General features: G+C 68.7%; 28 protein-coding genes. 12 read left to right on the forward strand and 16 right to left on the reverse strand.

The annotated features are described in order from the left end of the window. Window positions 1–65: 65 nt before the first annotated feature. A complete protein-coding gene (locus J2X59_RS11830; protein WP_326496795.1) occupies window positions 66–317 on the forward strand; it encodes a DUF6458 family protein in 252 nt (83 codons plus the stop codon). 56 nt (window positions 318–373) lie between these two features. Here J2X59_RS11830 and J2X59_RS11835 read toward each other — a convergent pair whose 3' ends face one another. After that, complete coding sequence (locus tag J2X59_RS11835) at window positions 374–895, reverse strand: ribonuclease H family protein (protein ID WP_326496796.1); 522 nt, start codon at window positions 893–895, stop codon at window positions 374–376. A gap of 64 nt (window positions 896–959) precedes the next feature. Further along, window positions 960–1,775: a LysM peptidoglycan-binding domain-containing protein gene (locus J2X59_RS11840; protein ID WP_326496797.1), complete on the reverse strand. Its 816-nt coding sequence runs from the start codon at window positions 1,773–1,775 to the stop codon at window positions 960–962. 149 nt (window positions 1,776–1,924) lie between these two features. Here J2X59_RS11840 and J2X59_RS11845 point away from each other — a divergent pair, with 149 nt between their 5' ends. Next, window positions 1,925–2,263 carry a hypothetical protein gene (locus J2X59_RS11845; protein ID WP_326496798.1) on the forward strand — a complete coding sequence of 113 codons (339 nt, stop codon included), beginning with the start codon at window positions 1,925–1,927 and terminating at the stop codon, window positions 2,261–2,263. Window positions 2,264–2,321: 58 nt separating this feature from the next. Here J2X59_RS11845 and J2X59_RS11850 read toward each other — a convergent pair whose 3' ends face one another. Together J2X59_RS11850 and J2X59_RS11855 are read right to left on the reverse strand one after the other, a co-directional pair. Then, the gene (locus tag J2X59_RS11850; RefSeq protein WP_311206605.1) at window positions 2,322–3,140 is read right to left on the reverse strand and encodes an aldo/keto reductase; all 819 of its coding nucleotides are present in this window, start codon (window positions 3,138–3,140) and stop codon (window positions 2,322–2,324) included. A 48-nt stretch (window positions 3,141–3,188) separates the two neighbouring features. After that, complete coding sequence (locus J2X59_RS11855; RefSeq protein WP_126890650.1) at window positions 3,189–4,394, reverse strand: MFS transporter; 1,206 nt, start codon at window positions 4,392–4,394, stop codon at window positions 3,189–3,191. A 390-nt stretch (window positions 4,395–4,784) separates the two neighbouring features. Between J2X59_RS11855 and nrdH the strand changes: the two genes are divergently transcribed. The 6 genes from nrdH (at window position 4,785) to J2X59_RS11885 (ending at window position 10,342) form a co-directional block, all read left to right on the forward strand. Beyond that, a complete protein-coding gene (nrdH, locus tag J2X59_RS11860; protein WP_058727719.1) occupies window positions 4,785–5,018 on the forward strand; it encodes a glutaredoxin-like protein NrdH in 234 nt (77 codons plus the stop codon). Window positions 5,019–5,130: 112 nt separating this feature from the next. Next, complete coding sequence (gene nrdI / locus J2X59_RS11865) at window positions 5,131–5,547, forward strand: class Ib ribonucleoside-diphosphate reductase assembly flavoprotein NrdI (protein WP_066656296.1); 417 nt, start codon at window positions 5,131–5,133, stop codon at window positions 5,545–5,547. Between the two features lie 17 nt (window positions 5,548–5,564). Continuing rightward, complete coding sequence (nrdE, locus tag J2X59_RS11870; protein WP_209685910.1) at window positions 5,565–7,670, forward strand: class 1b ribonucleoside-diphosphate reductase subunit alpha; 2,106 nt, start codon at window positions 5,565–5,567, stop codon at window positions 7,668–7,670. Window positions 7,671–7,764: 94 nt separating this feature from the next. Next, complete coding sequence (nrdF, locus tag J2X59_RS11875; protein WP_058725585.1) at window positions 7,765–8,766, forward strand: class 1b ribonucleoside-diphosphate reductase subunit beta; 1,002 nt, start codon at window positions 7,765–7,767, stop codon at window positions 8,764–8,766. Between the two features lie 256 nt (window positions 8,767–9,022). After that, window positions 9,023–9,553, forward strand: a complete 531-nt coding sequence (locus J2X59_RS11880; RefSeq protein ID WP_326496799.1) for a GNAT family N-acetyltransferase — start codon at window positions 9,023–9,025, stop codon at window positions 9,551–9,553. 9 nt (window positions 9,554–9,562) lie between these two features. Continuing rightward, entirely contained in the window at window positions 9,563–10,342 is a 780-nt protein-coding gene (locus tag J2X59_RS11885; protein WP_326496800.1) for an alpha/beta fold hydrolase, read from the forward strand. A 90-nt stretch (window positions 10,343–10,432) separates the two neighbouring features. Here J2X59_RS11885 and J2X59_RS11890 read toward each other — a convergent pair whose 3' ends face one another. The 5 genes from J2X59_RS11890 to J2X59_RS11910 are packed head-to-tail and all read right to left on the reverse strand — an operon-like array spanning window position 10,433 to window position 13,526. Beyond that, a complete protein-coding gene (locus J2X59_RS11890) occupies window positions 10,433–10,792 on the reverse strand; it encodes a VOC family protein (RefSeq protein ID WP_326496801.1) in 360 nt (119 codons plus the stop codon). A 10-nt stretch (window positions 10,793–10,802) separates the two neighbouring features. Further along, a complete protein-coding gene (locus J2X59_RS11895) occupies window positions 10,803–10,931 on the reverse strand; it encodes a hypothetical protein (protein WP_326496802.1) in 129 nt (42 codons plus the stop codon). 34 nt (window positions 10,932–10,965) lie between these two features. Next, window positions 10,966–11,322 (reverse strand): hypothetical protein, encoded by a 357-nt coding sequence (locus tag J2X59_RS11900; protein ID WP_326496803.1) that lies wholly within the window; start codon window positions 11,320–11,322, stop codon window positions 10,966–10,968. Between the two features lie 3 nt (window positions 11,323–11,325). Then, window positions 11,326–12,882 (reverse strand): FAD-dependent monooxygenase, encoded by a 1,557-nt coding sequence (locus tag J2X59_RS11905; protein WP_326496804.1) that lies wholly within the window; start codon window positions 12,880–12,882, stop codon window positions 11,326–11,328. A 38-nt stretch (window positions 12,883–12,920) separates the two neighbouring features. Next, window positions 12,921–13,526: a TetR/AcrR family transcriptional regulator gene (locus J2X59_RS11910; protein ID WP_326496805.1), complete on the reverse strand. Its 606-nt coding sequence runs from the start codon at window positions 13,524–13,526 to the stop codon at window positions 12,921–12,923. Window positions 13,527–14,003: 477 nt separating this feature from the next. Here J2X59_RS11910 and J2X59_RS11915 point away from each other — a divergent pair, with 477 nt between their 5' ends. After that, window positions 14,004–15,164, forward strand: coding sequence for a hypothetical protein (locus J2X59_RS11915; protein WP_326496806.1), 1,161 nt, complete (start codon window positions 14,004–14,006; stop codon window positions 15,162–15,164). Between the two features lie 31 nt (window positions 15,165–15,195). Here the strand turns inward: J2X59_RS11915 and J2X59_RS11920 are convergent, their stop codons facing one another. Then, complete coding sequence (locus J2X59_RS11920) at window positions 15,196–15,942, reverse strand: SDR family NAD(P)-dependent oxidoreductase (protein ID WP_326496807.1); 747 nt, start codon at window positions 15,940–15,942, stop codon at window positions 15,196–15,198. A 91-nt stretch (window positions 15,943–16,033) separates the two neighbouring features. On the opposite strand from J2X59_RS11920, the gene J2X59_RS11925 reads away from it, so the two are divergent. After that, window positions 16,034–16,663, forward strand: coding sequence for a TetR/AcrR family transcriptional regulator (locus J2X59_RS11925; protein WP_326496808.1), 630 nt, complete (start codon window positions 16,034–16,036; stop codon window positions 16,661–16,663). A gap of 229 nt (window positions 16,664–16,892) precedes the next feature. Here J2X59_RS11925 and J2X59_RS11930 read toward each other — a convergent pair whose 3' ends face one another. Further along, the gene (locus J2X59_RS11930) at window positions 16,893–17,069 is read right to left on the reverse strand and encodes a hypothetical protein (protein WP_209685901.1); all 177 of its coding nucleotides are present in this window, start codon (window positions 17,067–17,069) and stop codon (window positions 16,893–16,895) included. A 126-nt stretch (window positions 17,070–17,195) separates the two neighbouring features. Between J2X59_RS11930 and J2X59_RS11935 the strand changes: the two genes are divergently transcribed. After that, window positions 17,196–22,382 (forward strand): DUF6531 domain-containing protein, encoded by a 5,187-nt coding sequence (locus J2X59_RS11935; protein ID WP_326496809.1) that lies wholly within the window; start codon window positions 17,196–17,198, stop codon window positions 22,380–22,382. Continuing rightward, the gene (locus tag J2X59_RS11940; RefSeq protein WP_326496810.1) at window positions 22,379–22,816 is read left to right on the forward strand and encodes a hypothetical protein; all 438 of its coding nucleotides are present in this window, start codon (window positions 22,379–22,381) and stop codon (window positions 22,814–22,816) included. The genes J2X59_RS11935 and J2X59_RS11940 overlap by 4 nt, the downstream gene beginning before the upstream one ends. Before the next feature lie 195 nt (window positions 22,817–23,011). On the opposite strand, the gene J2X59_RS11945 is transcribed toward J2X59_RS11940, so the two are convergent. The 5 genes from J2X59_RS11945 to J2X59_RS11965 form a co-directional block, all read right to left on the reverse strand. Then, window positions 23,012–23,971 (reverse strand): HD domain-containing protein, encoded by a 960-nt coding sequence (locus J2X59_RS11945; RefSeq protein WP_326496811.1) that lies wholly within the window; start codon window positions 23,969–23,971, stop codon window positions 23,012–23,014. Window positions 23,972–24,102: 131 nt separating this feature from the next. Next, the gene (locus tag J2X59_RS11950) at window positions 24,103–24,420 is read right to left on the reverse strand and encodes a winged helix-turn-helix domain-containing protein (RefSeq protein WP_326496812.1); all 318 of its coding nucleotides are present in this window, start codon (window positions 24,418–24,420) and stop codon (window positions 24,103–24,105) included. After that, a complete protein-coding gene (locus J2X59_RS11955; protein ID WP_326496813.1) occupies window positions 24,417–24,848 on the reverse strand; it encodes a chemotaxis protein CheY in 432 nt (143 codons plus the stop codon). The genes J2X59_RS11950 and J2X59_RS11955 overlap by 4 nt, the downstream gene beginning before the upstream one ends. Window positions 24,849–25,316: 468 nt before the next feature. Then, window positions 25,317–25,724: a hypothetical protein gene (locus J2X59_RS11960; protein WP_326496814.1), complete on the reverse strand. Its 408-nt coding sequence runs from the start codon at window positions 25,722–25,724 to the stop codon at window positions 25,317–25,319. Between the two features lie 161 nt (window positions 25,725–25,885). Further along, window positions 25,886–26,413 carry a histidine phosphatase family protein gene (locus J2X59_RS11965; protein ID WP_326496815.1) on the reverse strand — a complete coding sequence of 176 codons (528 nt, stop codon included), beginning with the start codon at window positions 26,411–26,413 and terminating at the stop codon, window positions 25,886–25,888. Window positions 26,414–26,417: the final 4 nt, after the last annotated feature.

Consider the following 26,417-nt stretch of genomic DNA (forward strand, 5'->3'; position numbering starts at 1 on the left):
GCGGTCCGGGTACCTTCGACGCCAGCCCCGGACACCCGGGACGGGGCACCACGGAAGGACCCGTCATGCGCATCGGATCGAGCATCGCCCTGATCGTCATCGGAGCGATCGTCGCCTTCGCGGTCGACTACCAGATCGCCGGCATCGACCTACGCCTGATCGGCTACATCCTGATGGCCGCCGGCGTCGTGCTGCTCATCATCAGCCTGGCGGTCGGGTTCGGCGGGCGTCGGATCACGACCACCACCCGGTCGGGCGTCGACCCGGCGTCGGGGGAGCAGATCACCCGGCAGGACCGTCGCGACGGCACCTACTGAGCGCACGACGACGGGCCCGGGCGAGGACATCGCCCGGGCCCGTCGTCGTCCGCTCGTCAGAACAGGGTGGCGGGCGGTTCGACCTGCGCCGGCTCCGGAGCGGGCGGCACGACGGTGTCCGGCCAACCCGGACCGGTCGGGACCTCGGTGCGGTTCTGGAAGGCGGTCGCAGCGCCGCGGGCACGGACGTCCGCGGCCTCGTTCATCTCGTGGCCGACGTGACCGCGGACCCACTCGAAGGTGACCTTGCGGCCCTGCAGCTCGGCGTCGAGCTCCTTGATGATCTCGACGTTCAGCACGGGCTTGCCGTCGGCCTTCCGCCAGCCCTTGCGCTTCCACCCGGCCAGCCACTCCGTGCACGCCTTGATCGCGTACTGGCTGTCGCAGAGGATGTGCAGCGGCTCGCCGGTGTCCTTCGTGGCGCGGAGCAGCTGCAGCACGGCGGTGAGCTCGCCGATGTTGTTCGTCGCACGCGGCCACCCGCCGGCTGCCCAGCGGTCGTCATCGACGTACCATGCCCAGCCGGCCGGTCCGGGATTGCCGAGGGCGGAGCCGTCTGCGGCGGCGACGATGGTCACGATCTGGCCTCCTGGGTGGTGCGGGGTGCTGGTCGAGCGTAACGGACCCGCATCAGGCTCTGTGTCAGCGCGAGGCCGGGTCCAGGTTGATCCAGGAGCCGGCGAGCACCCAACCGTTGCCACGGGTCTGCATCGTCGGGTTGAGCCACCGCAACTGGTCCACGGTGATGCCGAAGCGCTTCGCGATGGTCGACTGGTCGTCGCCCTCGTTGACCCGGTAGCTCACCGGGACGCCGTCCGTACCGCGGAGGGTCTCGTCGTCGGCGTCGAACGCGTAGCCGTACGCACCCGGTCGGGCCTTGCCGAGCGTGACGTTGAGGTCGGGGTCGGGGTTCGGGATCGACCAGGAGAGCTTCCCGATCGCGAGCACCTTGTGGACCCACGGGCGGTCGCTGTCGTCACCGTCGGACTGGTCCGGCACCAGCACGACCGTGTGCAGCCAGTCCGGGTACGGGCCGCCGTCCGCCAGGCTGACCGTCGCGGGCGGCTGTCCGTCGGTTCCCCACCGTGTCGTGGCGACCGCTTCGCTGTCCCCACCGTCGCCGTGCTGCGCCGTGCGCCGGAACTGCACGGACATCGGCTGCGGCTGGGTGGTGCGGTAGCCAGAGAGCTGCGCGTCGAAGGTGCCGTGGTCGTTCGCGACGACCCGGACGTGGATCGAGGTGTCGCCGGACTTCGACACGGCGTCGGTCTCCGCGACCACCGTGCCCGCCGGGACCGCCTGCGGCGCCGCGACGGGCTGTGCGGTGTCGCCCGCGGCCCCCGAGCCGTCGACGGGCCCCGGCGTCGCGGAGGCGCTCGGCGCTGCGTGCCCGGTCGGCTTCGGCAGCGGTGCGTCGTCGCCGAACACCGAGCAGCCCGTCAGCAGCAGCGTGCTCATCCCCACCAGTGCAACGGCCGCCGTGCCCCGTGCCCTCGTCCGACCCATCGTCCGACCCCCTTCGTCGGGACGACGGTACCCGAGCGGGAACCGGATCACGGCCGTCGTGACCGAACCGGTACCAGGAGCCCCGGCCTACTGTGCGGGGCATGAGCGACAGCATCCCGAACGTGCCCGGCCCCGACGAGTCCGACGACCGCGCCCGCAACGACGAACTCCGCGACGCGGCGCACAGCGACGACGTCGACGGCGTGAGCGGCCGCGAGCAGCGTGCCGCCGACACGTCCTACAGCCCGTCGAGCGAACGGGAGACGGTCGCGTCGCAGACGCAGCAGCGCAGCCGTGAGGACCTCGAGCAGGACGGCATCGACCCGTCCCGCGTGGTGGCGGCACCCGGCACCGGCGGTGCGGACGACGCGGGCGACGTCGAGCCCGAGCCGGGCGACCTGAACCTGCCGTGGCAGTCCGAGGAGGACCGCCGGGGCTAGAACTCCGACGGCGACGGCGACGGCGACGGCGACGGCGGCAACCGCGACCGCGACCGCGTCAGGACACCGAGTCCGGGTGCGACCCGGTCCGCTGTCCGTTCTCGAGGCCGGCGATCGCGGTCAGGTCCTCGTCGGTCAGCTCGAACCCGTCGACGTCGATGTTCGCCCGGATGCGCGACGGCGTCACCGACTTCGGCAGCACGACGACCCCCTGCTGCACGTTCCACCGCACGAGCACCTGCGCCACGCTCACCCCGTGCGCGTCCGCGATCCGCGTGAGCACCGGGTCGTCGACGAGCCGCCCGCGTCCGAGCGGGGACCACGCCTCGGTCCGGATGCCGTGCTCCTCGTGGAACGCGATCAGCTCACGCTGCGGCAGCCACGGGTGGCGCTCGACCTGGTTGACGGCCGGCACCTCGCCCGTCTCGTCGACCACCCGCTGCAGGTGCGGCACCTGGAAGTTCGAGACGCCCACGCTCCGCGCCCGACCCTGCTCGCGCAGCTCGACGAGCGTCCGCCACGTCTCGACGTACCGGCCGTTCGCCGCCGCCGGCCAGTGGATGAGGTACAGGTCGACGGCGTCGAGTCCGAGCCGCTCGAGGCTCGCGTCGAACGCCCGCAGGGTCGCGTCGCGCCCCTGGTGGTCGTTCCACACCTTGGTGGTCACGAAGACGTCGTCGCGGTCCAGCCGGGAGGCACGGATCGCCTTCCCGACGCCGGCTTCGTTGCCGTACATCTCGGCCGTGTCGACGTGGCGGTACCCGGCGTCGAGCGCCAGGCGGACGGCGGTCTCCGCCTCGGCGTCGTCGACCTTGTAGACGCCGAACCCGATCGCGGGGATCGACCGGCCGTCGCGGAGGGGGAAGGAGGTGACCATGCACCCATCCTGCCCATCGGGGCGGGGGTGCGTCGTGCCTCCCGGCCGTCAGCTCGGCAGCGTGACCGGCTCGGTGTCGGGGAGGGGACTCGCGTCGCGGCCGCGCAGGTCGGGCAACCACCGCTTCGTCACGAGCGGCAGGACGACCCCCGCCGCCGCCATGACCGCTCCGACGGTCATGCCACCGGTCGGGCCGTTCGCGTCGATGAGGAAGCCCGCGACCGCGGACCCGCCGGCGGCACCGATGAGCTGGCCGGTGCCCATCCAGCCGTAGGCCTCGGCCGTGTCGGAGAACTTGACCGTCGCGGACACCGAGCCGAACATGACCGCGAGTGCCGGGGCGATGCCGGCACCGGCGATGACGAGGGCCAGGCAGAGCCACCAGAAGTCGGTGCCGCCGACCGCGAGCGCGAGCCCGACGAAGACGATCGACATGCGCGCCCAGAGCGTGTTCTTCGAGATCGGTCGGTGTCCGAGCGCGAGGCCGCCGGCGAGCGACCCGACCGCGAACACCGCGAGGACGATGCCGGCGTTCGGACTGCCCTCTCCGAAGACGCTGGTGACGCTCGCCTCGACCGCCGAGCACGCGCCGATGAGCAGCAGGCCGGTCAGCGTCGCGACGATCACCGACGGCCGCTTCAGCACGACACCGAACGCGCGCTTCGACCGGGGGATGCGGACGCGACCGAGCTCGGGGGAGGCGATGAACCACACGCCGCCCACGACCAGGAACACCATGGCGACGACGATCGCCTGCACCGTGCCGACCTGCGTCGCGACGAACGTGGTGATGACCGGGCCGGCGACCCAGATGAGCTCCTGCGCACTGGCGTCGAGCGAGAACAGGGGGGTGAGCTGCGACGAGGTCACCATCTTCGGGTAGATGGTGCGCACCGCGGGCTGCACGGGCGGGACCGCCAGCCCGCCGAGGAACCCGACGACGACGTACCCCCAGAGCGGCATCGAGACGAACGCGATGACGACCATGCTCGCCAGGGCGACGGCGCTCGTCAGGATCAGCACCGGGCGCATGCCCCAGCTGCCCATCCACCGGCTCGTGAGCGGACCGGCGATCGCCTGGCCGATGCTCGTCGTCGCGAGGACGAGCCCCGCGGCGCCGTAGGAGTGGAACACGTGCTCGACGTGCAGCAGGTACGCGAGCGACAGCATGCCGAACGGGAAGCGCGCGGTGAGCTGCGCTGCGATGACGCGACCGACTCCGGGGGTCTTCAGCAGGGGTCCGTAGGCGCTCACGGGACGAGCGTACCGACCGGACGGATCGGGCCGTCACCCGTCCGGGGGTGCTGTGGACAGACCGGCTGCTCGCGGTGCTCGGTGGACGCTCCCGCGACACGCCGACGCGCCGATTCCACACATGTGGATCGACGCTGTCCACGGGTGTGGGCAAGTGTCGGTGGTCGGTCGCAGACTGGCGGAATCACGGGCCTCCCCGAGGTGTTCACATTGTGGAGGGGCTTGTGGAGAACTACACGGCTGTAACACTTCCTCTTGTGGTCGGTGACGCAGCCAGCCACTAGATGTAGTGTGGATGCCATCGCAGCGGCCCCTCCCGGACTCGTCTGCGCACAGGCATCAGCACCACCCTCCACAGCACGAAACACCCAGCAAGAACCAGGGGAGATCATGGCCGTCACCGTCTACACCAAGCCGTCCTGCGTCCAGTGCACCGCGACGTACCGCGCGCTCGACAACAAGGGCATCCAGTACGAGGTGCTCGACGTCTCCGCCGACGAAGCAGCGCTCGAGCACGTCAAGAGCCTCGGCTACATGCAGGCCCCCGTCGTCGTGACCGACGACGACCACTGGTCGGGCTTCCGTCCCGACAAGATCGCGACGCTCAGCGCCGAACTCGCGTGAGCCGTGCGGGTCCCGTCACCGGGGCCCGCAGCTCCGCCGGCCCGGAGGCGCGCAGCACCTCCGACGGGCCACCCCTGATCTGCTGTCCGCACCTCTCACAAGGAGCGCGCACATGAGTCGCCTCGTCTACTTCTCGAGCGTGTCCGGCTACACGGCCCGCTTCGTCGAGAAGCTCGGCCGTGACGCGGACCGCATCCCGCTCCTCCCGAGCGACCCGTTCCTCCACGCGGACGAGCCGTACGTGCTCGTGCTGCCCACCTACGGTGGCGGCAACGGTCAGGGCGCGGTCCCCAAGCAGGTCATCAAGTTCCTCAACGACGAACGCAACCGCTCGCTCATCCGCGGTGTGATCGTCGGAGGGAACACGAACTTCGGCGAGGCCTACGGGCTCGCCGGGGACGTCATCGCCGAGAAGTGCGGCGTCCCGCTCTTGTACCGCTTCGAACTCTTCGGAACGCCTGACGACGTGCAGGCGGTCAACTCAGGATTGGATGCATTTTGGACGCAGCAGTTGCAGACGTCGATCTGACGTCGCCGCAGACGGGGATGGACTACCACTCCCTCAACGCGATGCTCAACCTCTACGACGCGGACGGGAACATCCAGTTCGACAAGGATCGTGAGGCCGCCAAGCAGTTCTTCCTGCAGCACGTCAACCAGAACACCGTCTTCTTCCACAACCTGAAGGAGCGGCTCGACTACCTGGTCGAGAACGAGTACTACGAAGCCGCGACGATCGAGCAGTACTCGCTCGACTTCATCCAGCAGCTCAACGACCTGGCGTACTCCAAGAAGTTCCGGTTCCAGACGTTCCTCGGTGCGTTCAAGTACTACACGAGCTACACGCTCAAGACGTTCGACGGCAAGCGCTACCTCGAGCGCTTCGAGGACCGCGTCGTGATGACCGCCCTCGGCCTCGCGCAGGGCAACGAGCAGCTCGCGATCGACCTCGTCGAGGAGATCATCGCCGGCCGCTTCCAGCCCGCGACCCCGACGTTCCTCAACACCGCGAAGGCCCAGCGCGGCGAGCTCGTCTCCTGCTTCCTCCTCCGCATCGAGGACAACATGGAGTCGATCTCGCGCGGCATCAACTCGTCGCTGCAGCTCTCCAAGCGCGGCGGTGGCGTGGCCCTGCTGCTCTCCAACATCCGCGAGGCCGGCGCCCCGATCAAGCAGATCGAGAACCAGTCGTCGGGCATCATCCCCGTGATGAAGCTGCTGGAAGACTCCTTCTCGTACGCGAACCAGCTCGGCGCGCGTCAGGGTGCCGGTGCCGTCTACCTGTCGGCGCACCACCCCGACATCATGAAGTTCCTCGACACCAAGCGTGAGAACGCGGACGAGAAGATCCGCATCAAGACGCTGTCGCTCGGTGTCGTCGTGCCGGACATCACGTTCGAGCTCGCGAAGAACAACGAGGACATGTACCTGTTCTCGCCGTACGACGTCGAGAAGGTCTACGGGATGCCGTTCGGCGACGTCCCGATCTCCGAGAACTACCGCGCGATGGTCGACGACTCGCGCATCAAGAAGACGAAGATCAAGGCGCGTGACTTCTTCACGACCATCGCCGAGATCCAGTTCGAGTCGGGCTACCCGTACATCGTGTTCGAGGACACGGTGAACAAGGCCAACCCGATCAAGGGTCGGATCAACATGTCCAACCTGTGCTCGGAGATCCTGCAGGTCAACACCCCGACGACCTTCAACGAGGACCTGTCCTACAAGGAGATCGGCAAGGACATCTCCTGCAACCTCGGCTCGCTGAACATCGCGCTGACGATGGACTCGCCGGACTTCGGCAAGACCATCGAGACTGCGATCCGCGGCCTGACCTCGGTCTCGCAGATGTCGCACATCTCGTCGGTCCGCTCCGTCGAGGACGGCAACGACAAGTCGCACGCCATCGGCCTCGGCCAGATGAACCTGCACGGCTACCTCGCTCGTGAGCGCGTCTTCTACGGCTCCGAAGAGGGCATCGACTTCACGAACATCTACTTCTACACGGTGCTGTTCCACGCCCTGCGCGCCTCGAACAACATCGCGATCGAGACGGGGGAGACGTTCGACGGCTTCCGCGACTCGAAGTACGCGTCGGGTGAGTTCTTCGACAAGTACACCGACCAGGCCTGGACGCCGGCGACCCAGCGCGTCGCCTCGCTGTTCGACGACGCGAACATCACGATCCCGACGCAGGACGACTGGAAGGCGCTGAAGGCGTCCATCCAGGAGCACGGCATCTACAACCAGAACCTGCAGGCCGTCCCGCCGACCGGGTCGATCTCGTACATCAACCACTCGACGTCGTCGATCCACCCGATCGCGTCGAAGATCGAGATCCGCAAGGAAGGCAAGCTCGGCCGCGTCTACTACCCGGCGCCGTTCATGACGAACGACAACCTGGACTACTACCAGGACGCGTACGAGATCGGTGCCGAGAAGATCATCGACACCTACGCGGCTGCCACCCAGCACGTCGACCAGGGCCTGTCGCTGACGCTGTTCTTCAAGGACACCGCCACCACGCGCGACATCAACAAGGCCCAGATCTACGCATGGCGCAAGGGCATCAAGACGATCTACTACATCCGTCTGCGCCAGCTCGCCCTCGAGGGCACCGAGGTCGAGGGCTGCGTCAGCTGCATGCTGTAGAGCTGCTGCTCTCTTCCTGGAGGCGCGGGGCGGGCCCCGCCCCGCGCCTCCAGTCCGTCCGATCGTCCTGTCCACCACCACCCGGAAGAAAGCCATGACCCTCACCGACCCGGTCCACGCCACGGGCAAGTCCATCCCGCTGATCAGCGCGGTCAGTGCCATCAACTGGAACCGCATCCAGGACGACAAGGACGTCGAGGTCTGGAACCGGCTGGTCAACAACTTCTGGCTGCCCGAGAAGGTGCCGCTGTCGAACGACGTGCAGTCGTGGAACACGCTCACGCCGGAGGAGCAGCAGCTCACCATGCGGGTCTTCACCGGCCTGACGCTGCTCGACACGATCCAGGGCACCGTCGGCGCGATCAGCCTGATCCCCGACGCGATCACCCCGCACGAAGAGGCCGTCTACACGAACATCGCGTTCATGGAGTCGGTGCACGCGAAGAGCTACTCGTCGATCTTCTCGACGCTCGCCTCGACGCCGGAGATCGACGACGCCTTCCGCTGGTCCACGGAGAACCCGAACCTGCAGAAGAAGGCCCAGATCGTCCTCGACTACTACACGGGTGACGACCCCCTGAAGCGCAAGGTCGCCTCGACGCTGCTCGAGTCGTTCCTGTTCTACTCCGGCTTCTACCTGCCGATGTACTGGTCCAGCCGGGCGAAGCTCACCAACACCGCCGACCTGATCCGCCTGATCATCCGCGACGAGGCCGTGCACGGGTACTACATCGGGTACAAGTTCCAGAAGGGCCTCGAGGGCGCTTCCGAGGAGCGCAAGCAGGAGATCAAGGACTACACGTTCAACCTGCTCTTCGAGCTCTACGAGAACGAGGTGCAGTACACGCAGGACCTCTACGACGGTGTCGGGCTGACCGAGGACGTCAAGAAGTTCCTGCACTACAACGCCAACAAGGCGCTGATGAACCTGGGCTACGAGCCGATGTTCCCCAAGGAGACGACGGACGTGAACCCGGCGATCCTGTCGGCGCTGTCGCCGAACGCGGACGAGAACCACGACTTCTTCTCGGGGTCGGGCTCGTCGTACGTCATCGGCAAGGCCGTCGTGACGGAGGACGAGGACTGGGACTTCTGATCCCGGTCTGACTCGTGAGGACGCCCCGCTGGCTCCGGCCGGCGGGGCGTTCTCGTTCTTCCCGCGCCGCGAACGTGTCCGGAAGGCGCCCCTCCACCGAGAACGATTCCGGACGGGTCGAGTGAGACAGGCGGTCACTGAGCGTGTCTCGCGTGCGATCGAGTCCGGTCCAGGACCGTCTGTCGGTCACGGTGCGTGCTCCCCATCGCACCACTGCGCTTCTGGTGTCCGCCCTGTCTGGTTGCAAGGATGAGGTGTGTTCGAGCTGGTGAGACCGCGTGCGGAGTTGTTCCAGGAGCGGAGCGAAGCACGTCGCGAGTGGGGTCCCGGGCTGCACGAAGACGGCTTCGGAATCACCTCGGACGATGAGGTGAACACGGTCGACGGCTTCCGCGACTGGGTCGCTCGGATCGAGCACGGCCCGACCGAGCTGTGGTGGATCGTCGAAGACGGGGAAGTCCTCGGTGGGATCGCGCTCCGTGCTGCTGATGACGAGCGCGTGCAGAGCGTCGGTCACATCGGGTACGGGATCCGGCCGTCCGCCCGCGGGCGAGGTGTCGCGACGTGGGCGCTCGGTGAAGTGTTGCTTCGCGCCGCTTCACTGGGGATCGATCCCGTGGTGGCGTTCTGTCTCGAAGACAATGCGGGGTCGGTCGCGACGCTCGAACGCCACGGGGCGACGCTCGAAGCGGTCGAGCAGCACGGGGCGGCGCGGGTGCGGCGCTCCGCGATCCGCTCCGGAGTCCGCTTCGCTCACCGATCAACTGTCGGTACTGGCTATTCGTAGGCTTGCTGGGTGATCGCGCGAGTCCTTGGTTCTGGTCGTCCGCTCGTCGCCCTCCACGGCTTCGGGGTGGACCACCGCATCATGCTGCCGCTGGCGGACGCGGTGCAGGGTCTGCCGTGGCGGCTGGTGTTCCTCGACCTGCCGTGGGCTGAAGCCGCCGCTGTGACCGCGACCGCGACGAGCGCGGTCGACGTGGCCGCCGAGGTCCTCGCCGACATCGACGACCACCTCGGCGACGAGCCCTTCGCTGTCATCGGGAACTCCTTCGGCGGCATGATCGCCCGACACGTCGCCCACGAACGCCGAGACCACGTCCTCGGCATCGCGACCCTGGCGGGTGTGGTGCATCCGGCACACGCAGACCGTGCTGTCCCCGAGCGCACCGTGCTGTACACCGAACCGTCCGTCCTCGAGGCCGCCGGCGATGCGCGAGCAGCATTCGAGGAGGTCAGCGTCATCCAGGACGCCGCCGCGTTCAGAGCGTTCGAGCGGTACGTGCTGCCGGGTCTCCGTGGTGCCGACCCTGCTGTGATGGACCGTATCGCCGCCGACTACGCACTCGATGCCGTGCCGGAGGAGCGCCACCCGGAACCGTTCACCGCTCCGGCGCTGCACCTGTTCGGTCGGCAGGACGACGTCGTCGGCTACGAGGACGGGCTCGCACTCCGGGACCACTACCCGCGAGGGAGCTTCGTCGTCCTCGACGGTGCTGGACACAACGTGCACCTCGAACAACCCGGAATCACCGCCGCCCTGATCCGCGACTGGCTCGCACGCATCGACCGGTAGACGATCGCCAACCGGGCAGTCGCTCCCCTGATCAGGGCCACATGGTCGACTCCAGAGGAACCATGCAACCGAACTCCACCAGGGCAGACGCTAACTGTTCTCTTCCCACAGCTCGAGCGGCAGTCCCTCTGGATCGTGCACACGGACGAAGCGCCCGTACTCTGTCTCCCACTCGGCGCGGCGCTCGACCGCGATGCCGTCCGCTTCGAGACGGCGGATCAGTTCGTCGAGTGCCGTCACCCTGATGTTGAGCATGAGGGGCTGGTCGGCGGCGAAGTAGTCGCTGTCAGCAGGCAACGGTGCGAAGACCGTCACACCGGCTGCTTGGCGCCAGAAGGTGTCCGCGCCGGCGTCGATGCCGAGGTGCTTCCGGTACCACGCGGCGCGGGCTTCCGGATCTCGACTCCGGAAGAAGAGCCCGCCGATGCCCGTCGCAGTCAGGTCGAGCACGGTATCGGTGTCAAAGCCCGAGCGCCAGAGAACTCACGCCCTCGAGCGTCCGATGATCGATCGTCGGACGGACGACGACGGGGCGGACTCGCTCCGCGGAGAGACGGGTGTAGGTGAGGACGCCGAACGACGCGTTCATGCGTACGTGCCTTCGCCCTGGGACTGTTCAGCGGTCAGATGAGCAGCCCGATGGTGAGCGCGACGATCCCGCTTGCGGTGAGTAGTGCTGGTCCCGTGACCCGGCGGGGAGTAGTGCGTTCCGTCGTACGTGCGACGAAGACGGCGACAAGCGTTGACGTTGCACCCGCGTAGATGAGCACGAAGGCTTCGGGGAAGAATCCGATGATGTGGACCACGAGCCCGGCGAAGACCGTCGATGCCGACGTGAACAGGTGGGCTCTGGAAGCTGCTGGGAGCACAGGCTTTGCTCGTGTTCCGAGGAAGAGACCGATCAGACACCAGCTCGAAGCGGTCGCGAAGAGCGCGCCGCTGATCGAGACGATCGCGGCTCCGATCACGTCGAGGTTCACGCTTCACACCGTTCCAGCAGAGCCGTGGTCGGGTGTTCCGAACCATGCGGCAAGTGCCTCTGTGAGGGAGGCGGGATCGGTGTGGGACCAGGCGATGAATCCGTCGGGTCGGATCAGGATCGAGGTCTGTTCGTTCGTTGCGGCCAGCGGCACGTAGTCCACGCGGTCGTTCCATGGGGCGATGGCGTGGCGGAGTCCGCCGGTCGCGTCGAGCACGATGGGGTGGGCGGTGCGGAGCAGTTCCGGGATCCTGCGGAGGGTCCCGTCGGCGAGTTCGACCTGTGTTGACGGTGCCAACCATCCGGTAGGGCCGTCGGGGTTCGCGGGACCCATGTCGTAGCGGACGTCCGAGCCGGCGAGGAGATCTGCGACGCGCTGCACGGTGGTCGTGTCGGCGAGCATCTCGGCGAAGAGGTCGCGGAGGGCTGTGACATCCGAGCCGGGCGCCATCAGCGCGGTCTGCGCTTGGGTCTGCATGAAGACGCGTTGCCCGAGCGGGCGGCGCTCTGTCTCGTAGGTGTCGAGCAAGCCCGCGGGGGCCCAGCCGTGGAGGCTGGCGGCGAGTTTCCAGGCGAGGTTCGCCGCGTCTTGCAGCGCGAGGTTCAGGCCGGGTCCGCCGGCGGCGGAGTGCACGTGTGCGGCATCGCCGAGGAGGAAGATCCGCCGGTCGCGGTAGCGGTCCGCGACGCGGGTGTTCCGACCGGTCAGACGACGCAGCAACGTCGGCTCACCGTCGGCTGGCGCGTGGAGGTCGAGGCGGACGCCGAGGACGCGCTCGAGGCTGTCCTCCATCTCGGTCAACGTCATGGCTGCTCCCTCACCGGGGAAGCTGCGGTCAGGCTGGTCCTCCCATTCCGCGGTGTAGACCAGCGGGTGCTCCGGGTCACGGAGGGCGATGGTGACGACGCCGGTTTCGGTCCGGTGGAAGCTGTCCGCGATCGCTCCCAGACCCGCAACATGCACTTTCCCGGGGCTGGCGGGCGTCAGCTGCTCAGTTGGTGCGATCAGGGCTGTGCGATCCACGACGTGGTGGTCGGTGTTGCCGGGGAAGCGGATACCGGAGAGCTTCCGCACAGTGCTCCGCGCCCCGTCACTACCAACGAGGTACTGCGCCGACACGGTGCTCTCTGCTCCGCTCGCGACGTCGACAAGGTCGACGATGACGGAGTCGTCGTGTTGGGTGAAGGAGCACATCTCGACGCCGCGACGGATCTCGACGCCGAGTTCTGCTGCGCGGTCGTTGAGCACGCTCTCGAGGTCGCGCTGGTTGATGTGGAGCAGGTACATCGGGTTGCGGTCGCCGAGCGTGTGGAGCGGCAACGGCAGCGCTCCGAAGAAGAAGCTCGGAGCCGGCTCCGGGACGGCCCTCCCAGCGCACCGCTCGAACAAGCCGCGGTGATCCAGTAGTCGGACGACCTGCCCGGTCAAGCCGTGCGCCTTGTCCCATTGGTTGATCTCGGGGAGGCGTTCGAGGACGAGGGGGTTCACACCCGCGAGCTTCAGCTCGCAGGCGACGAAGATGCCCACGGGTCCGCCTCCGACGATGACGACGTCGTACATGATGGTCTTCCTTCTGACGAAGAGTGTGGGATCAGTGGTCAGCGGAGGTGGCCGAAACCGTCGCCGAGGAGTTGGAACGCAGCTCGGAGGAACGGCTGGAGGGGGTGTGGCTCCGGGCGCGCCGCCCAGGACTCCAGCGTTGTCAACAAGGTCGAAAGCGCAGCGGCGGACACCAGACCAGGAACGGGATCTTCCGGTGCTGCGTCTGAGCGGGCCGCGACGGCGGCCGCGAACACTGCGTTCGCTGCGCGAGCACCTCGGTCGACGGCTGACTGCATGCCCGGCGTCGACAGCACTGCAAGCAGCCCGCTCTGCTCCTCCCGGGACGGGGTCGTCGTCTCTCCTGCCTCGTACGGCGCGAGCAGCGCCTCCGTGATGGCAGTCCACAACGGCTCCTCGCGTGGCCGCTGGAGCAGATCGTCGGCTGCCTTGCGCACGCGTTGCACGTGGCGGTCCGCGATCGCGTCTTCCTTGCTCGAGAAGTAGTTCCCGAACGTCCGCCTCGACACTCCGACCCGACCGACGATGTCCTCGACACGGATGTTGTCGAGCCCCCGCTCCCGGGCGAGCAGCACGGTGGTCACGCTCAACGCGTCACGGATCGCTGCCTTCTTCTGCTCACGGAGCGAGACCTCGTCTGTCATGACACCAACCTAGAGCACAGTTGCCCATTGGGCAATGTTGCTCAATGGGCAACTCGTGATATCAGGAGTACCTGTTCACAGACGGTCGTTCACGAGACGCTCATCGACCCGTGCTGTGAGCAGCGTCGCTCCGTGTCGTCCTCCTGACTTCGCTCTGAGTCGCGATCGCGTCCCGGTAGGGGATCCCCAACCGGACGCTCAACGCCCGCAACCCCTGGACGGGGACGGACCCGACGCCGCTGCCTTCACGGCCCTTCCACGTCGTACACGCGGTCGGGGTGGAGGGACAGGTGCCCCACGAGATCTCCCGGTTCATCCGGCAGGCGCAGCAGGTGGCGACTCGCTTCGATGCCCGCCGGCAGCGAAGGAGGGGGTTCCGCGTACGGCCGGAGAAGCTCGCGCACACCGTAGCCGCCCGCGTGACGCGCGACCGGCACCGCTCTGTCGCGACCGGCGTCACGATGGGAGGATCGCGCCGTGCCCCTGCGTGACCTCGCGATGCTCGATGATGGGACCTTCGACGTCGGCGACGCGCAGGTGACCGACGGGCGGGTGGTGCTGCGCGGCTGGGCCGTCGAACACGGCACGAGCGTGGGGACGGCTCGTCTGCCGGTGACGCTGACGGTCCCCAACGCGGTCGACGTCTCCGCTGACTCCGTCGGTGGGACCGGTGAGCTCGTGCTCGACCGGGTCGAGGTGACCCCGACGACCGTGACGCTCGTCGGGGTCGCCCCCGCCCGGATCGTCGTGACGACGTCGGTGCAGAGCCAGGCGCTGCTCAAGGTCGGGACGACACCGATCGCGGTGCGTCGCTGGGGGCGCTGGCGGCCCTGGAGCACGGCCGCACCGGTGGTCCTCGACCACCGGTACGCCGTCAAGCGGCTGCGGACCACGGCCTGTCCGGAGTGCGAGCACCCGTGGGCTGAACACTCGATGGACCCGGACGAATCGCTGACGATGTGCAGCGAGTGCGCCCACGAGCACGGTCACGGCCAGCCATCCACGGGGGCGACGGTCTGTTTCGCTCAGGTCCCTCGCGGTCTGGTGGAGCCTCGGTCAGCAGTGCTGCGCACTCCTCCGAGCGACGACCGACCGGTCGATCGGGGAGGGCCCGCGACGTCAAGCACCGGCGGGTTGTTCCGTCCGACGATCTCGAGCTTGCGGGAAGCGAATGCGGCTCTCGCCTTCGGGATGGTCTCGACCGACGAGGTGAGCGCCCTCGCGGCTGAGCTCGTGGCGTCAGGACACGACGGTGACGCGCTCGTCGCACTCGCTTCCCTGTACTCCGGCGCCGCCACCTCCGACGCGGTCGAGCTCGGTCAGGCGGCACTCGTCGAGGCCGGGGTGCGCCCCGTGGACCTCACGGGTGACGACGTGCCGCTCCTCGCGCTGCGTGTCGCGAGTCACCGGTTCCTCCTCGGGCACTGGACGCTCCGCACCTTCGCGTCCTGGGTGCACCGGGAGATCGGCCACGAGGGGCCCCAGGGTGCACAGCAGCTCGCACTCGTCGACGACGAGCTCGATGAACTCGACGCACGAGGCGCCGGGCCCGGTCCTTCGTTCCGTCGAGCGGTCGAACGGCTCGCCGTCGACTACATCGAACTGACCGAGGAGACGGCGCATCCGTCTCGGTCCTGACCGGCGGCCCGGAACCCAGCCGACCCGTGGATCAGGCGATGCTGCTGCCGCCGTCGACGAGGAGCTCGCTCCCCGTCATCCCCGAGCTCTGGTCGGACACGAGGAAGAGCACCGTGGCGGCGACCTCCTCGGGACGGAGGAGTCGACCGAACGGCATCCCGCTCGCCATCTGCTGGAGCATCGCGTCCGGGCTGCCCGTGGCGAGGCCCGCGAGACCCGGCGTCTCCGTCGGCCCGGGGACGACGGTGTTGATCCGGACGCCGCGCGGTGCGAGCTCGGCCGCCCACGTGCGGGTGAGGGTCGCGATCGCTGCCTTCGACGCCCCGTACAGGCCGAACGACGGCTCGGTGCCGGACGCCGCCGTCGAACCGGTGACCACGACGGCCGAGCCCTCGCGCAGGAACGGCAGCGCGCCCTGGACGGTGAAGGTGGTCCCGCGGACGTTGGTGCCGAACGTCGCCTCGAAGTCCTCGGCGGTGACGGCGTCCAGTGCCTTGAACTCCCCGCCGCCGGCGTTCGCGTGCACGGCGTCCAGACCGCGACCACGCTCGGCGACCGCGGCGAAGACCGTCGCGATGTCAGTCGGCTGGGCAGCGTCCGCCCGGATCGGCGTGACCGCGTCGCCGAACTCCTCGCGCAGTGCGTCGAGCGCCTCCTGCCGCCGGCCAGTGATGAAGACGTGAGCTCCTTCGGCGACGAAGCGGCGCACGACCGCGAGTCCGATGCCCGACGTCCCGCCCGTGACGAGTGCGGTCTTGTCCTGCAGTGTTCCTGTCATGATGACCTCCTGAACGTGTTGTTGACTGCTTGGTCCAGAACGGTACGCCGTGCTTGACTGATCAGTCAACAACGACTTCCGAGGAGTCCGCATGCCCCGACCGCGCAAGTTCGACGAGGCCGACGTGGTCGAGCGCGCCCGGCGCACGTTCGCGGAGTCCGGGTTCGACGGCACGTCGCTCGACGACCTGCTCGCGGCGACGGGGCTCGGTCGGCAGAGCCTGTACAACACGTTCGGCGGCAAGAAGGAACTCTTCATGCGCGCGTTCCTCAGCGACACCGCCGACGCCGTCGAGGTCGTGCAGTCCGTCCTGCGGAGCGCCGAGCACCCGATCGCGCGGATCCGGACGCAGCTGGTCTCCGCTGCGGTCGAGCACGGGGCTGCGCAGGCTCCGCCGTCCCTGCTGCTCCGCGCGGCGGTGGAGCTGTCGGCTCGGGACCCCGAGGTGGCCGCCACCGTGACCGAGGCCTTCGACACCATCCGCGCTGGCTACACGGCCTGCATCGTGGACGCGCAGGCGGCCGGCGAGGTCGAGGCCGACGCCGACGCCGAGGCGCTCGGCACCTACTTCTGCGCGGTCATCGAGGGGATGGGGGCGATCGGACGCGTCGGGACCTCACGAGCGGCGCTCCTGCAGGTGGGGATCGCGAGCCTCGCGGCACTGCCGATCACACCGCTCGGTGCAGAGCACCTCGGAACCGCGGACGGTCCCTGGGACTGATCAACGCCCGGTACCAGGGTTACGCGCGGCGACGCGAGCGGCGGGACTGACCGCCACCGCGCCTCCCGTCCGGACCTGGAGGCGCGCATCCCGCAGGCGCGACCGCATCCGCCCGTCGCCTGGTCGCGTGCTGGGCCGTCGACGCGAGCCACCCGTCCAGCAGGAGTGTGATCGCGACGCCGGGGACCATCGCGATGACCGCGACGGGGACGGGCCACAGCTGGTGCACTCAGGGATGGCCACCCGGCTTCGTGGCCGCCGCCGCGAACGAGGACGCGGACACCAGCACGGCCCACGCGGCCGTCATAGCGATGATCGGCAGGGAGTCCCACCCGCGGTCGAGCAGGGCGTTGGCGAGCGGGAGGGGGACCATCACCGTCCCGACGATGAAGCCGGTCCTCGCCACGGTACGAGCACCGTAGTCAGGTGGTCCGATCCATCGGGCCGGTTCCCTCGAGGATCAGCGGCACGGGCGACAAGCCTGCGTTAGGTTCGACTGAGACAACACCGGATTCCATGGGGGGACACAACGGTGACTGGACCGACAGACCTGACCGCGTACGCGCTGCCGGACCTGACGTACGACTTCGCCGCGGCCGACGACCTCGCACGGCAGTGCGACCTGGCGAAGACAACGGTGGAGCTTCAGTCTCCGTCGCGCGCGGCGCTCGTCGTGCTGGCCGGCACCGACTTCGCAGGCGGTTTCGCAGAGACGTTCCGGTCGAACGCGGAGATCGCCCAGGAGGATGCGCGCGAGCTCACCACGAAGCTCGGCGAGGTCGCGAGCGGCATCCGTGCGCTGAGCGATGCCGCGCGCGCCGAGAACACCCGTCGTCGCGAGGCCCGTGCCTGGCGGGATCGCGTGATGGCTCGCCGGGCCGACATCGTCGACAGCACATGGGACCAGATCTTCGGTGAGGAACCCCCGCCGAGCAGTGGCAGGGTCGACGTTCCGGCCTTCCCGAGTACGAGCTACAAGGCGCGCACGAGGAGCACGCCGCCGCCGGGCGCCGGTCCGGGTACCGGGGGCAGTGTCTCGTCTGCGCGACCGGACCATCTCCGATCGTTCGCCTCCGGAACCAGCTCCCTCAACGGCAGCGTGCAGGCGCTGCCGGGGCGGATAGCGGCTGCCCTGGCGGGCTTCACCCAGAGGTGCGACTTCGGCCGCGTCGACCTGTCGCCGCTCCTCGCGGGCTTCCGGGCCTGGTCGGCCGCGAACGAAGGCGACGTGGACTGGGCGAACACGGTCGCAGCCGCCTTCGAGGCAGCCGGGGCGAGCGGCGATGTCGTCTCGCTGAACGACAGTTCGCTCCTGGCCGCGCTCCTGGCGGCAGGGGTGGGCAGGACGCGGACCGACCTCGCCTTCGGCAAGCCCTCGTTGCTCGGCGCGGTCCCCACCAGTGGCTTCGCAGCCGACCCCGTGAACACGGCGACCGGCAACTTCGTCGAGCTGGAGCGTGACCTCTCCTTCGCCGGAGGCGCTGAGGGCTTCGAGCTCACGCGGATGTACAACTCGTTCGACGTCGTCGGTGGGTCCTTCGGTCGCGGCTGGTCCTCGGTCCTCGACCAGCGCCTCGAAGTCCTCGCCGACCACGTCGAGTTGGTCCACCACGACGGACGACGGAGCACGTTCCCGACCCGGGGCGACACAGCGGTCCGTGCCGTCGGAGAGAACCTGTGGCTGGCACCAGAACCCGACCCTTCGGCGGGTTCGACGGCCGACCGTGAGGTACTCCTCGTCGTCCGCGACAATGCCGGCTCCTGGTGGTCGTTCACGACCAGCGGGCTGTGGATCGCGACCGGTACCGGGACCGCGGCGACCACCAGAGCCGTGCGGGACGGCGACGAGAGGCTCGTGCGGCTCCAGCACCGACGCGGACGGTTCATCGACCTCCTGCACCTCGACGGGCTGGTCCGTTCGGCGCGCTCGTCCGACGGCCGGACGGTCACGTACGAGTACGCCGACGACGGTGCACTCAGAACGGTGACGGGTCCCGGCGGAACACGGACGTACTCGTGGGACGTCGACGGTCGGATCGAGCGGGTGACCGCTGCGGACGGCGTCGTCGAGTGTGCGAACACCTACGACGAGCACGGTCGGGTGGTCCTGCAGACGACGCCGCAGGGGCGCACGATCCGGTTCGCGTACCTCCCCGGACGAGTCACGTCCGTCGCCGACGAGGACGGCACGCGCTCGAACACATGGACGTCCGATCGTCACGGTCGTGTGGTCTCGATCACCGACTCAGATGGTCGACGACAATCGTTGAGCCACGACGAGCACGGGAACCTGGTTGCCTCGACCGCGCGTGACGGGTCAGTCACGGTCCACACGTACGACGACCGTGGACGCCTCACTCGGACCCTGGCCGAGGACGGGACCGACACGCTCGTGGCCCACGACGATCACGACCGCGTGCACCGCGTCGAGCGCCATGGGCGAAGGGTTTCGTACGAGTACGCCGACTCTTCTGCGACGTCGCCCTCGCACGTCGTCGACGAACGGGGTGCCCGCTTCACGTTGGCATGGGTGGACGACCTGCTCGTCCGCGTCGAGGACCCGGCAGGTGTCGTGCTGACGTACGACTACGACCGTTCGGGTGATCTCGTTGCCGTCAGGGACGCGCTGGGCGCGACGACTCGGTACACGCGGGACGACGCTGGTCACGTCGTCACGACCACCACACCCATGGGACACCGAACGCGCTTCGAGCGTGATCCTGCGGGCCGCGTGACGTCATGTGAGGCCCCGGATGGGTCCGTGTGGAAGCTCGAACGCGACGCTGGTGGTCGTGTCACCTCGGTCGTCGATCCGGTTGGTGGGCAGACGACCTACGAGTACGGAGCGAGTGGAAGCCTCACGCGCGCCACGGATCCGCTCGGACGGGCGAGCGACATCCAGTACGACCGTCTGGGGAACGTGCACGAACTCCTCCAGCCAGACGGTACCCGCTGGACGATGCTCCACGATGGGCTCTCGCGACTGCAGGAGGTCACGGATCCGGAAGGTGGGCGATGGCTCCGGGAGTACGACGCCATCGGGCGCCCCACGGCCCGGATCGATCCCACCGGTGTCCGCTCCGTCGTCGAGCAGGCAGACCGTCGTGCGTCAGTACCGTTCTTGGACCTCGACCTCGACCTCGCGGGCCGCGTCGTCGCCGGGGCCTCACCGCTCGGTGACCGTGCGACCATCGAGTACGACGTCTGCGGCCGGCTCTCGGCGTGGACCGATTCAGATGGTGGCCGGACGATGCTCCGGTACGATGCGGACTCGCGGATCGTGGAACGCATCGAGCCCTCGGGCGCCGTCACGACGTTCGAGTACGACGCCTGTTCACGGCTGGTTGCGGAACGAGTGCCCGGCGTCGGGACGACGCGGTACGGTCACGACCCTGCCGGACGCCTGGTCACTGTCGACGACCCGACCAACGGTCGACGGACGATCACCCGGGACCTTGCCGGGCAGGCGGTCGCGGTCGACGACGCGCTCGGGCACTCCACGACCTTCCACCGAGACGTCCTCGGACGGGTGACACAGGAGATCAGCCCCTCTGGCGGGCGCACGCTGACCACCTGGACCGGGTGCGGTGACGTCTCATCCACGACCGACTCGATGAGCCGCGCCGTGGCGTGGACGCGGGATGCGGCCGGCCGGCCGACAGCCCGCAGGGATCCCGATGGCCACACGACCACCTGGGGGCACGACCCAGCTGGGCGGCTGGCCGAGGTTCGTCAGGACGGCCGACTCGTTGCGGCAGTCGCGCGGAACGAGTCCGGCCGATCGGTCACGATCACCGACATGACCCACCCCGACGGTGAGCAGACCGTGCACCGGCTGGAGTACGGCGCCCGGCAGGAGTTGGTCCGGCGCACGACGAGTCGTGCCGGGCGGAGCACGACGACCCGATGGGAGTACGACGCCGCTGGCAATCAGCGCGCGATGACCACGCCAGACGGAGTCAGGACCGAGTACGACCGCGGTCGTGCGGGCATCCTGACCGGCATCAGGCGACCCGGCTTCCCCGACGCCTCGTTCCGACACGACGGTGACGGCCGACTGACCGAGGTCGTCGCCGGGTCCGTGGGTCAGTCGTGGCAGTACCGCGATGGCTTCGTCGTCGGGCACACGTCAGGCGGGCGGGCGACCACGCTCGAGCGCGACAGCCGAGGGCGTGTCACGGCTGTGCGCGATCCGGACGGCAAGACCGTGACGTACGAGTACGACGAGGCGTCGCAGTTGGTGGCCGCGACCGGGACGACTGCGTCGACCTGGACCTACGACCGGTCCGGCCGGATGCTCGAGGAGCGAAGCGCGTCCGGGAACACCTCGTACCTGCACGATCCTGCCGGAGCGCTCCTGCGGGCCGAACGCCGCGGCGATGGGACCGCGGTCGTCCGGTTCGAGTACGACGGCTCGGGCAGGCGTGTCCTCGCCGCAACCGACGACGGCACCACGACGTACGAGTGGGACGAGCTCGGTCAGCTCCGCGCCGTCGTGCGTGAAGACGGGGCAGGCGTGAAGCGCTTCGACCTGTGGGTGAACGCTCTCGGTGAACTCGCCGAGGTCGACGGAACGACGCTCTGCTGGGACCCGACGGCCCCCGTGCCCACCCTGCTGTCGATCGGTGAGGTTCCGATCGTCTCCGTACCGGGGATGCTCGGTGTCGACGGGATCTGGTCGACTTCAGGCTGGCGCCAGGCGCGCTCTGCGCAGATGCACGACCCGTGGTCCTCGGCCGACGTCGCGACGTCACCGAGCCTCCCCGACGGCATCGAGGTCAGCCAGACCGGCACCGTCATGGTCGCTGGGCTCGAACTGAGCGGAGCGCGAGCGTACGACCCGTCGGCACGGTCGTTCCTGTCCCCAGATCCCCTGCCCCCGGTGGCAGGTGCGGCCTGGGCCGACAACCCGTACGCCTTCGCTGGTAACGATCCGGTCAACCAGACCGACCCGACCGGACTCCGACCGATCACGGACGCTGAACTCGCGGCGTACGCAGCTGGCCGGCAGGGCTTGCTCGGGATCTCGTACCACTTGTCGAACAACGGTGCCTTCTCCATGGACGGGGACCTGCACGCCTCACACGCATTGTCATGGCTGCTCGGCATGTCACTCCTCGACCCACGCAGGCCAGGTCCCGGCGTCGTCCTCGGCGCGCTCAGTCCGCTCCCGATGGTCGGCATCCCCGTCGGCATGGCGGCGGACTTCTACGCCGGGACCGTCCTGACGAGTGGGCAGGGCGAGATGCTGTTCGGGTGGGCGACTGGCACGTCACCCCGGACATTGCTCTACGGATCGGACAGCAAGATGACGCAGGTCGTGAAGAACGAGCTGCCGGGTGACCAGCGCAGGGACATCCTCGACGACTTGAAGGAGACAGGCGTCGCGACCGGGTACGGCTACCAGGCGGGACCCGCGTCGTTGACGAACCAGAACCTCCTACGAGACATCCGCACAGTCGTCACCTGGCCGGTGGCGTCCGAACGGGACCGGACTCTCCTTGCCCTCGGGACGTACGACGTGGATGCGAGGGTCGTGTCGAAGGGCGACGACGGGACCGCCGTGGTCGAGTACACGGCAACGAACGAGACCACGCTCGGCTCGGCCCTGCGGATCCCCGGGCTCGACTACGACGCGTTGAACCGAGCCGCTGGAGACCACGGGCCGTTCTCACGGGTGACGGAGCGGTTCACGTGGAAGGAGAAGGTGAAGTGGTGACGAGACACTCGGCGGGCATCGCGACGTCGATCGCGGTGCTGACGCTGTTGTTGACCGGTTGCACCGTCATGGCACAGCCCGAGCCGGAGGACTACACCGGCACCTGGGTGCTCGAGGGTGCAGACGGCGACGGAGCGACGGAGTTCACCGTGTCGGCGGACCGGACGTACACAGCACGCAACATCCCGACCGACCTCGCGTGCCGAACCGGCAACGCTGCGACGAGCCCTCCGGGTTGTGCGAACGGCGAGGACTCGGCGAGCTTCTCCGGACGATGGACGGTGGCCGACGGTGACTCGCCCGGCATCCGGTTCTACTTCGATGACCACTTCGTGCGCCAGGGCTACCCGACCAACGGAGCACTCGGTTTCTACAGCGGATCACTCGATGTGCCACGTCCCGACTACCTCTTCGTCCGTTCATCGTCGGACTGACCGGAAGCCTCCTCCGCAGCCCGTCCGGTGACTGTCCTGACGGGGACCGCGACGACGATCGGGGAGTCGTGGCGGCGCGGATCTGCGGGACGCCCTACCGGTGGGGGCCCGTGGCTCGTGTCGGCTCCTACCCGTACTGCACGAGGCGCACAGCCGGTCCGTCCGCGGCCGATCCACCACCGGGCGCGGTTCGGCTCAGGCGACGTGGGTCCGATCGTCGCTCCGCTTCGCGCTCACCCACATCGGGAGGTCCTCCTGCAAGGCGGCGACGCGCGGGTCGGAGGTGATGCGACCGCCACTCCTGGGGAGGTCGAGGTAGCTGCGTCGGACCACGTGCGAGAAGGGTTCGCCGCAACTGTCGTCGCTGTGATGGCGAAGCTGCCACCGCTGAGGATGCCGTCGCAACGACGCTGCGTCGGCACGGGTCACAGCGGTGGAGAGGAGCACTGACCACAGTTCGTCGTCGGTCATGCTGGCCAACTCGGTCGGTTCGAGGGCTCCCGTGTCGAAGAGGCGGCTCACCAGGCCCCGCATGACGGCGACGGGCACGAGGTTCGCCGCGCTCCTCTGGGCGAGTGCTTCGCTGATCGCGAGGTCCGCCAGTTCGACCGCATCGACCGGATCGGCATCGACGGCACCGTCGCGCAGATGTAGCCGTCGCAGGAGTTCGTGCGGTGCTGATCGTGTGCGCCCGTGGGCCTGTCCGCTGCGGAGGAACGAGTCGAGGTGGTCCAGCTTCAGGCCGCCGTGCGACGCCGTGAGCGGCGAGGGGATGCTGCCGTCGTCGAGTGCGATGATCGTCCCGGCATCGCCGCCGAGTGCTGCATCGGTGGCGAACAACGCGGTGATCCGCTGTCGGGTGAGGTCGTGGTGGTCGAGACCTGCGAGGCCCTCGAGCGTGTGGCTGAACGGGAGGTGGCCGACGTCGTGCAGCAACGCAGCGGTGCGTGCGGGCTGGTGCTCGGGCGCGAAGTGGGCCACGAGTGCGAGTACGCCGAGCGAGTGCTCGAGGCGGGAGTACGTCTGTACCGTCGTGATCGACGCGGCTCCTGCGTGGGCGATGAAGGCGAGACGCCGCACCGGCCAGGTGTGGAGGAGACGCTGTTCGGTCGTCGTGAGGCGCACCTCGATCCGCCACAGTGGGTCGAAGTACACCCCGTCGTTCCCCAACGTGTCGACCGCTTCTCGGTGCACTCTGGCCTCCCCGCCGTCCGCACCGACAGTAGCGGAGCGGACGGCCGCTCCAGGAGGTTCGTCCCGTGCCGCGTGAGCGACGACCGCAGGGATCAGGACGGGTCGGCGATCTCCTGGAGCGCTGCGAGGTGCGTACGCCACGCCGTCCGGCCCTCGCGTGTGACGGTGAGCGACGTCCGGGGGGTCTTCCCCGTGAAGGCCTTCCCGACGGCGACGTACCCCGCCGTCTCGAGGAGCGCGACCTGCTTGCTCAGCGCCGAGTCGGTGACCTCGACGGCGTCGCGGACCTCGCGGAACCCCAGCGTGGTGGCACGGTCGAGTGCGGCCATGATCGAGAAGCGGACCGGGTTCAGCAAGTGCCCGTCGAGCCGGTGACGGGGATGGACCGGTGCCTGGTTCGTCGTCGTCATCGTCGTGCCTCGTACGACGCGCAGGCCATCGTGACCGCCAGGATCGCTCCGGACGTGATCCCGGACCACAGGACGGATCCGTGCGCCCAGGCGACGACGGCGATCGCAGCCCCGTAGGTGACGAACCAGCTCGCGATGTAGATCGTCCATCGACGGCTCCGCGCGAAGGCCGCTCGCCCGCGGATGGACACCGCGAAGAACACGATCAACGCGAAGAAGGCGGCGAGTGTGCCGACGTAGGTGAGGCCGAAGGCCGAGCCGGTCGTCAGGCCCATCCCGAGGGTCCCGAACGAGGTCACCAAGCCGAGCGCGAGGATGAACGTCACGTACGGCCACCGGGTGGACTCGTGCGCTCGTCGACTGAGGCGATCGGCGGTGTCGAGGAGCGTCCGCGCCTCTGCCGGGCTGATGCTGTGCTGGTTGTCCATGGTGTTCCCCTCTCGGTTCCAACCTGGCACACGCTTGCCACTTTGGCAAGCACTTGCTGATCGGACAGGACCCTCCCGAGCCACGGGCGCCGGACGGTTCCATGTCCTCATGGTCGCGGCAGTCCGAGGGTGAGCGGGAAGAGTGCTGTCCCGATCGAGCTCGCGGTCAGGAACACCCCGATCGCTCTGCCGTGTCGGTCAGCTCAGTGCTGCGTTGCCATGACTCCGGGAAGGACGGGCCGCGGTCCGACGAGCTCGGGGGCGGCTTTCGTGGGGAACAGTCCACGAGGGGCACTGAGCGGCATCGTCGCCACCTTCCCCGTCGTCGGACCAGACCGACGAACGCCAGCAGCGTCCACGTCGACCGAGCAACGGTTGGTGCAGCACACCGTTCGGGTCAGCGGCGCTCGCGCGCCTCCGGTCCGGGCCGGGAGGCGCGGGTCCTGCGGGTGCAGCGGCGCCCGCCCGTCACTTCGTTGCCTGGTGGACCGTTGCGACGACCGACCCGTACAGCGCGAAGGCGGCGATGCCGCCGGGGAACATCGCGAGGACGGCCGCGGGTACCGCCCACACCTGGTGCACCCAGGGGTGACCTGCTGGCTCCGTGGTGGTCATCGCGGCGAACGAGCACGCGGAGACGAGCACCGCCCACGCCGCCGTCATGCAGATGATCGGCAGGAAGTGCCACCCGAGGCCGAGCAGCGGGTAGACGAGCGGGAGGAGGAACATCGCCGGCGCGATGATGAAGCCGGCCCTGGCCGTGGTGCGGAAGGCCTTCCGGCTGCTGTTGACCTGGGCGATGGTGCGCTGGTCGTCGACCTCCGACTCCGGCCATGAGTCGTACGGGAGGCCTGAGCGCGTGTCCTTGTGGTCCATCTACGGCAGCCCCGGCCAGGACACCGCGGGCCACTCGAGCTGCCCGGCCGTCGCTCGTTCCCGATGATCTGTGGTCACGGTTCCCCCCTCGCGTTCCCCTGACGGCAGCGTACTGCTCTCGACCTGATCTGCCGCCGCCGGACCTGCCCCGTCGGCCTGCTTCAGCGGATGTGCTCCCACGACGACAGCGCCGTCCAGTCCTGCGGGTCGAAGGCGAAGGAGCTGCCCATCGCGGTCTGGTCGAGTGCGCGGCTGATGGGCTCGCGTCGGAGGCTCGCCAGCAGGAGTGCGCCGACCCCGCCGTGAGCGATGAACGCGATGCTCCGCTCGGGTGTCTGTGCCGCGATGCGTCGGACCGCGCGCTCGACGCGGCTCTGGGCGTCGATCGCGCGTTCCCAACCACGGACGGACCGCTGCGGTTCGGCGAAGAACGCGTCGACGGTCGGTTCGAACTCGCTCGGGTCGAGGTAGCCGGTCGCGCTGCGGTCCATCTCGCCGAGGTCCTCGTCGATCTCGAACTCCGAGTCCGACTGTCCGGCGATGATCTCCGCGGTGTCCAGGGCCTTCCGCTCGCTGCTGCTGACGATGCGGAGGGGCTGGGGGAACAGCGTCGCGATGCGTGCGGCGCGGGCGCGTCCGACCTGCGACAGGCCCCAGTCCTGGATCCGGACGGTTGCGTCGACGGTCACCTCG

The sequence above is a fragment of the Curtobacterium sp. 260 genome (assembly GCF_030803485.1).
GTDB lineage: Bacteria > Actinomycetota > Actinomycetes > Actinomycetales > Microbacteriaceae > Curtobacterium.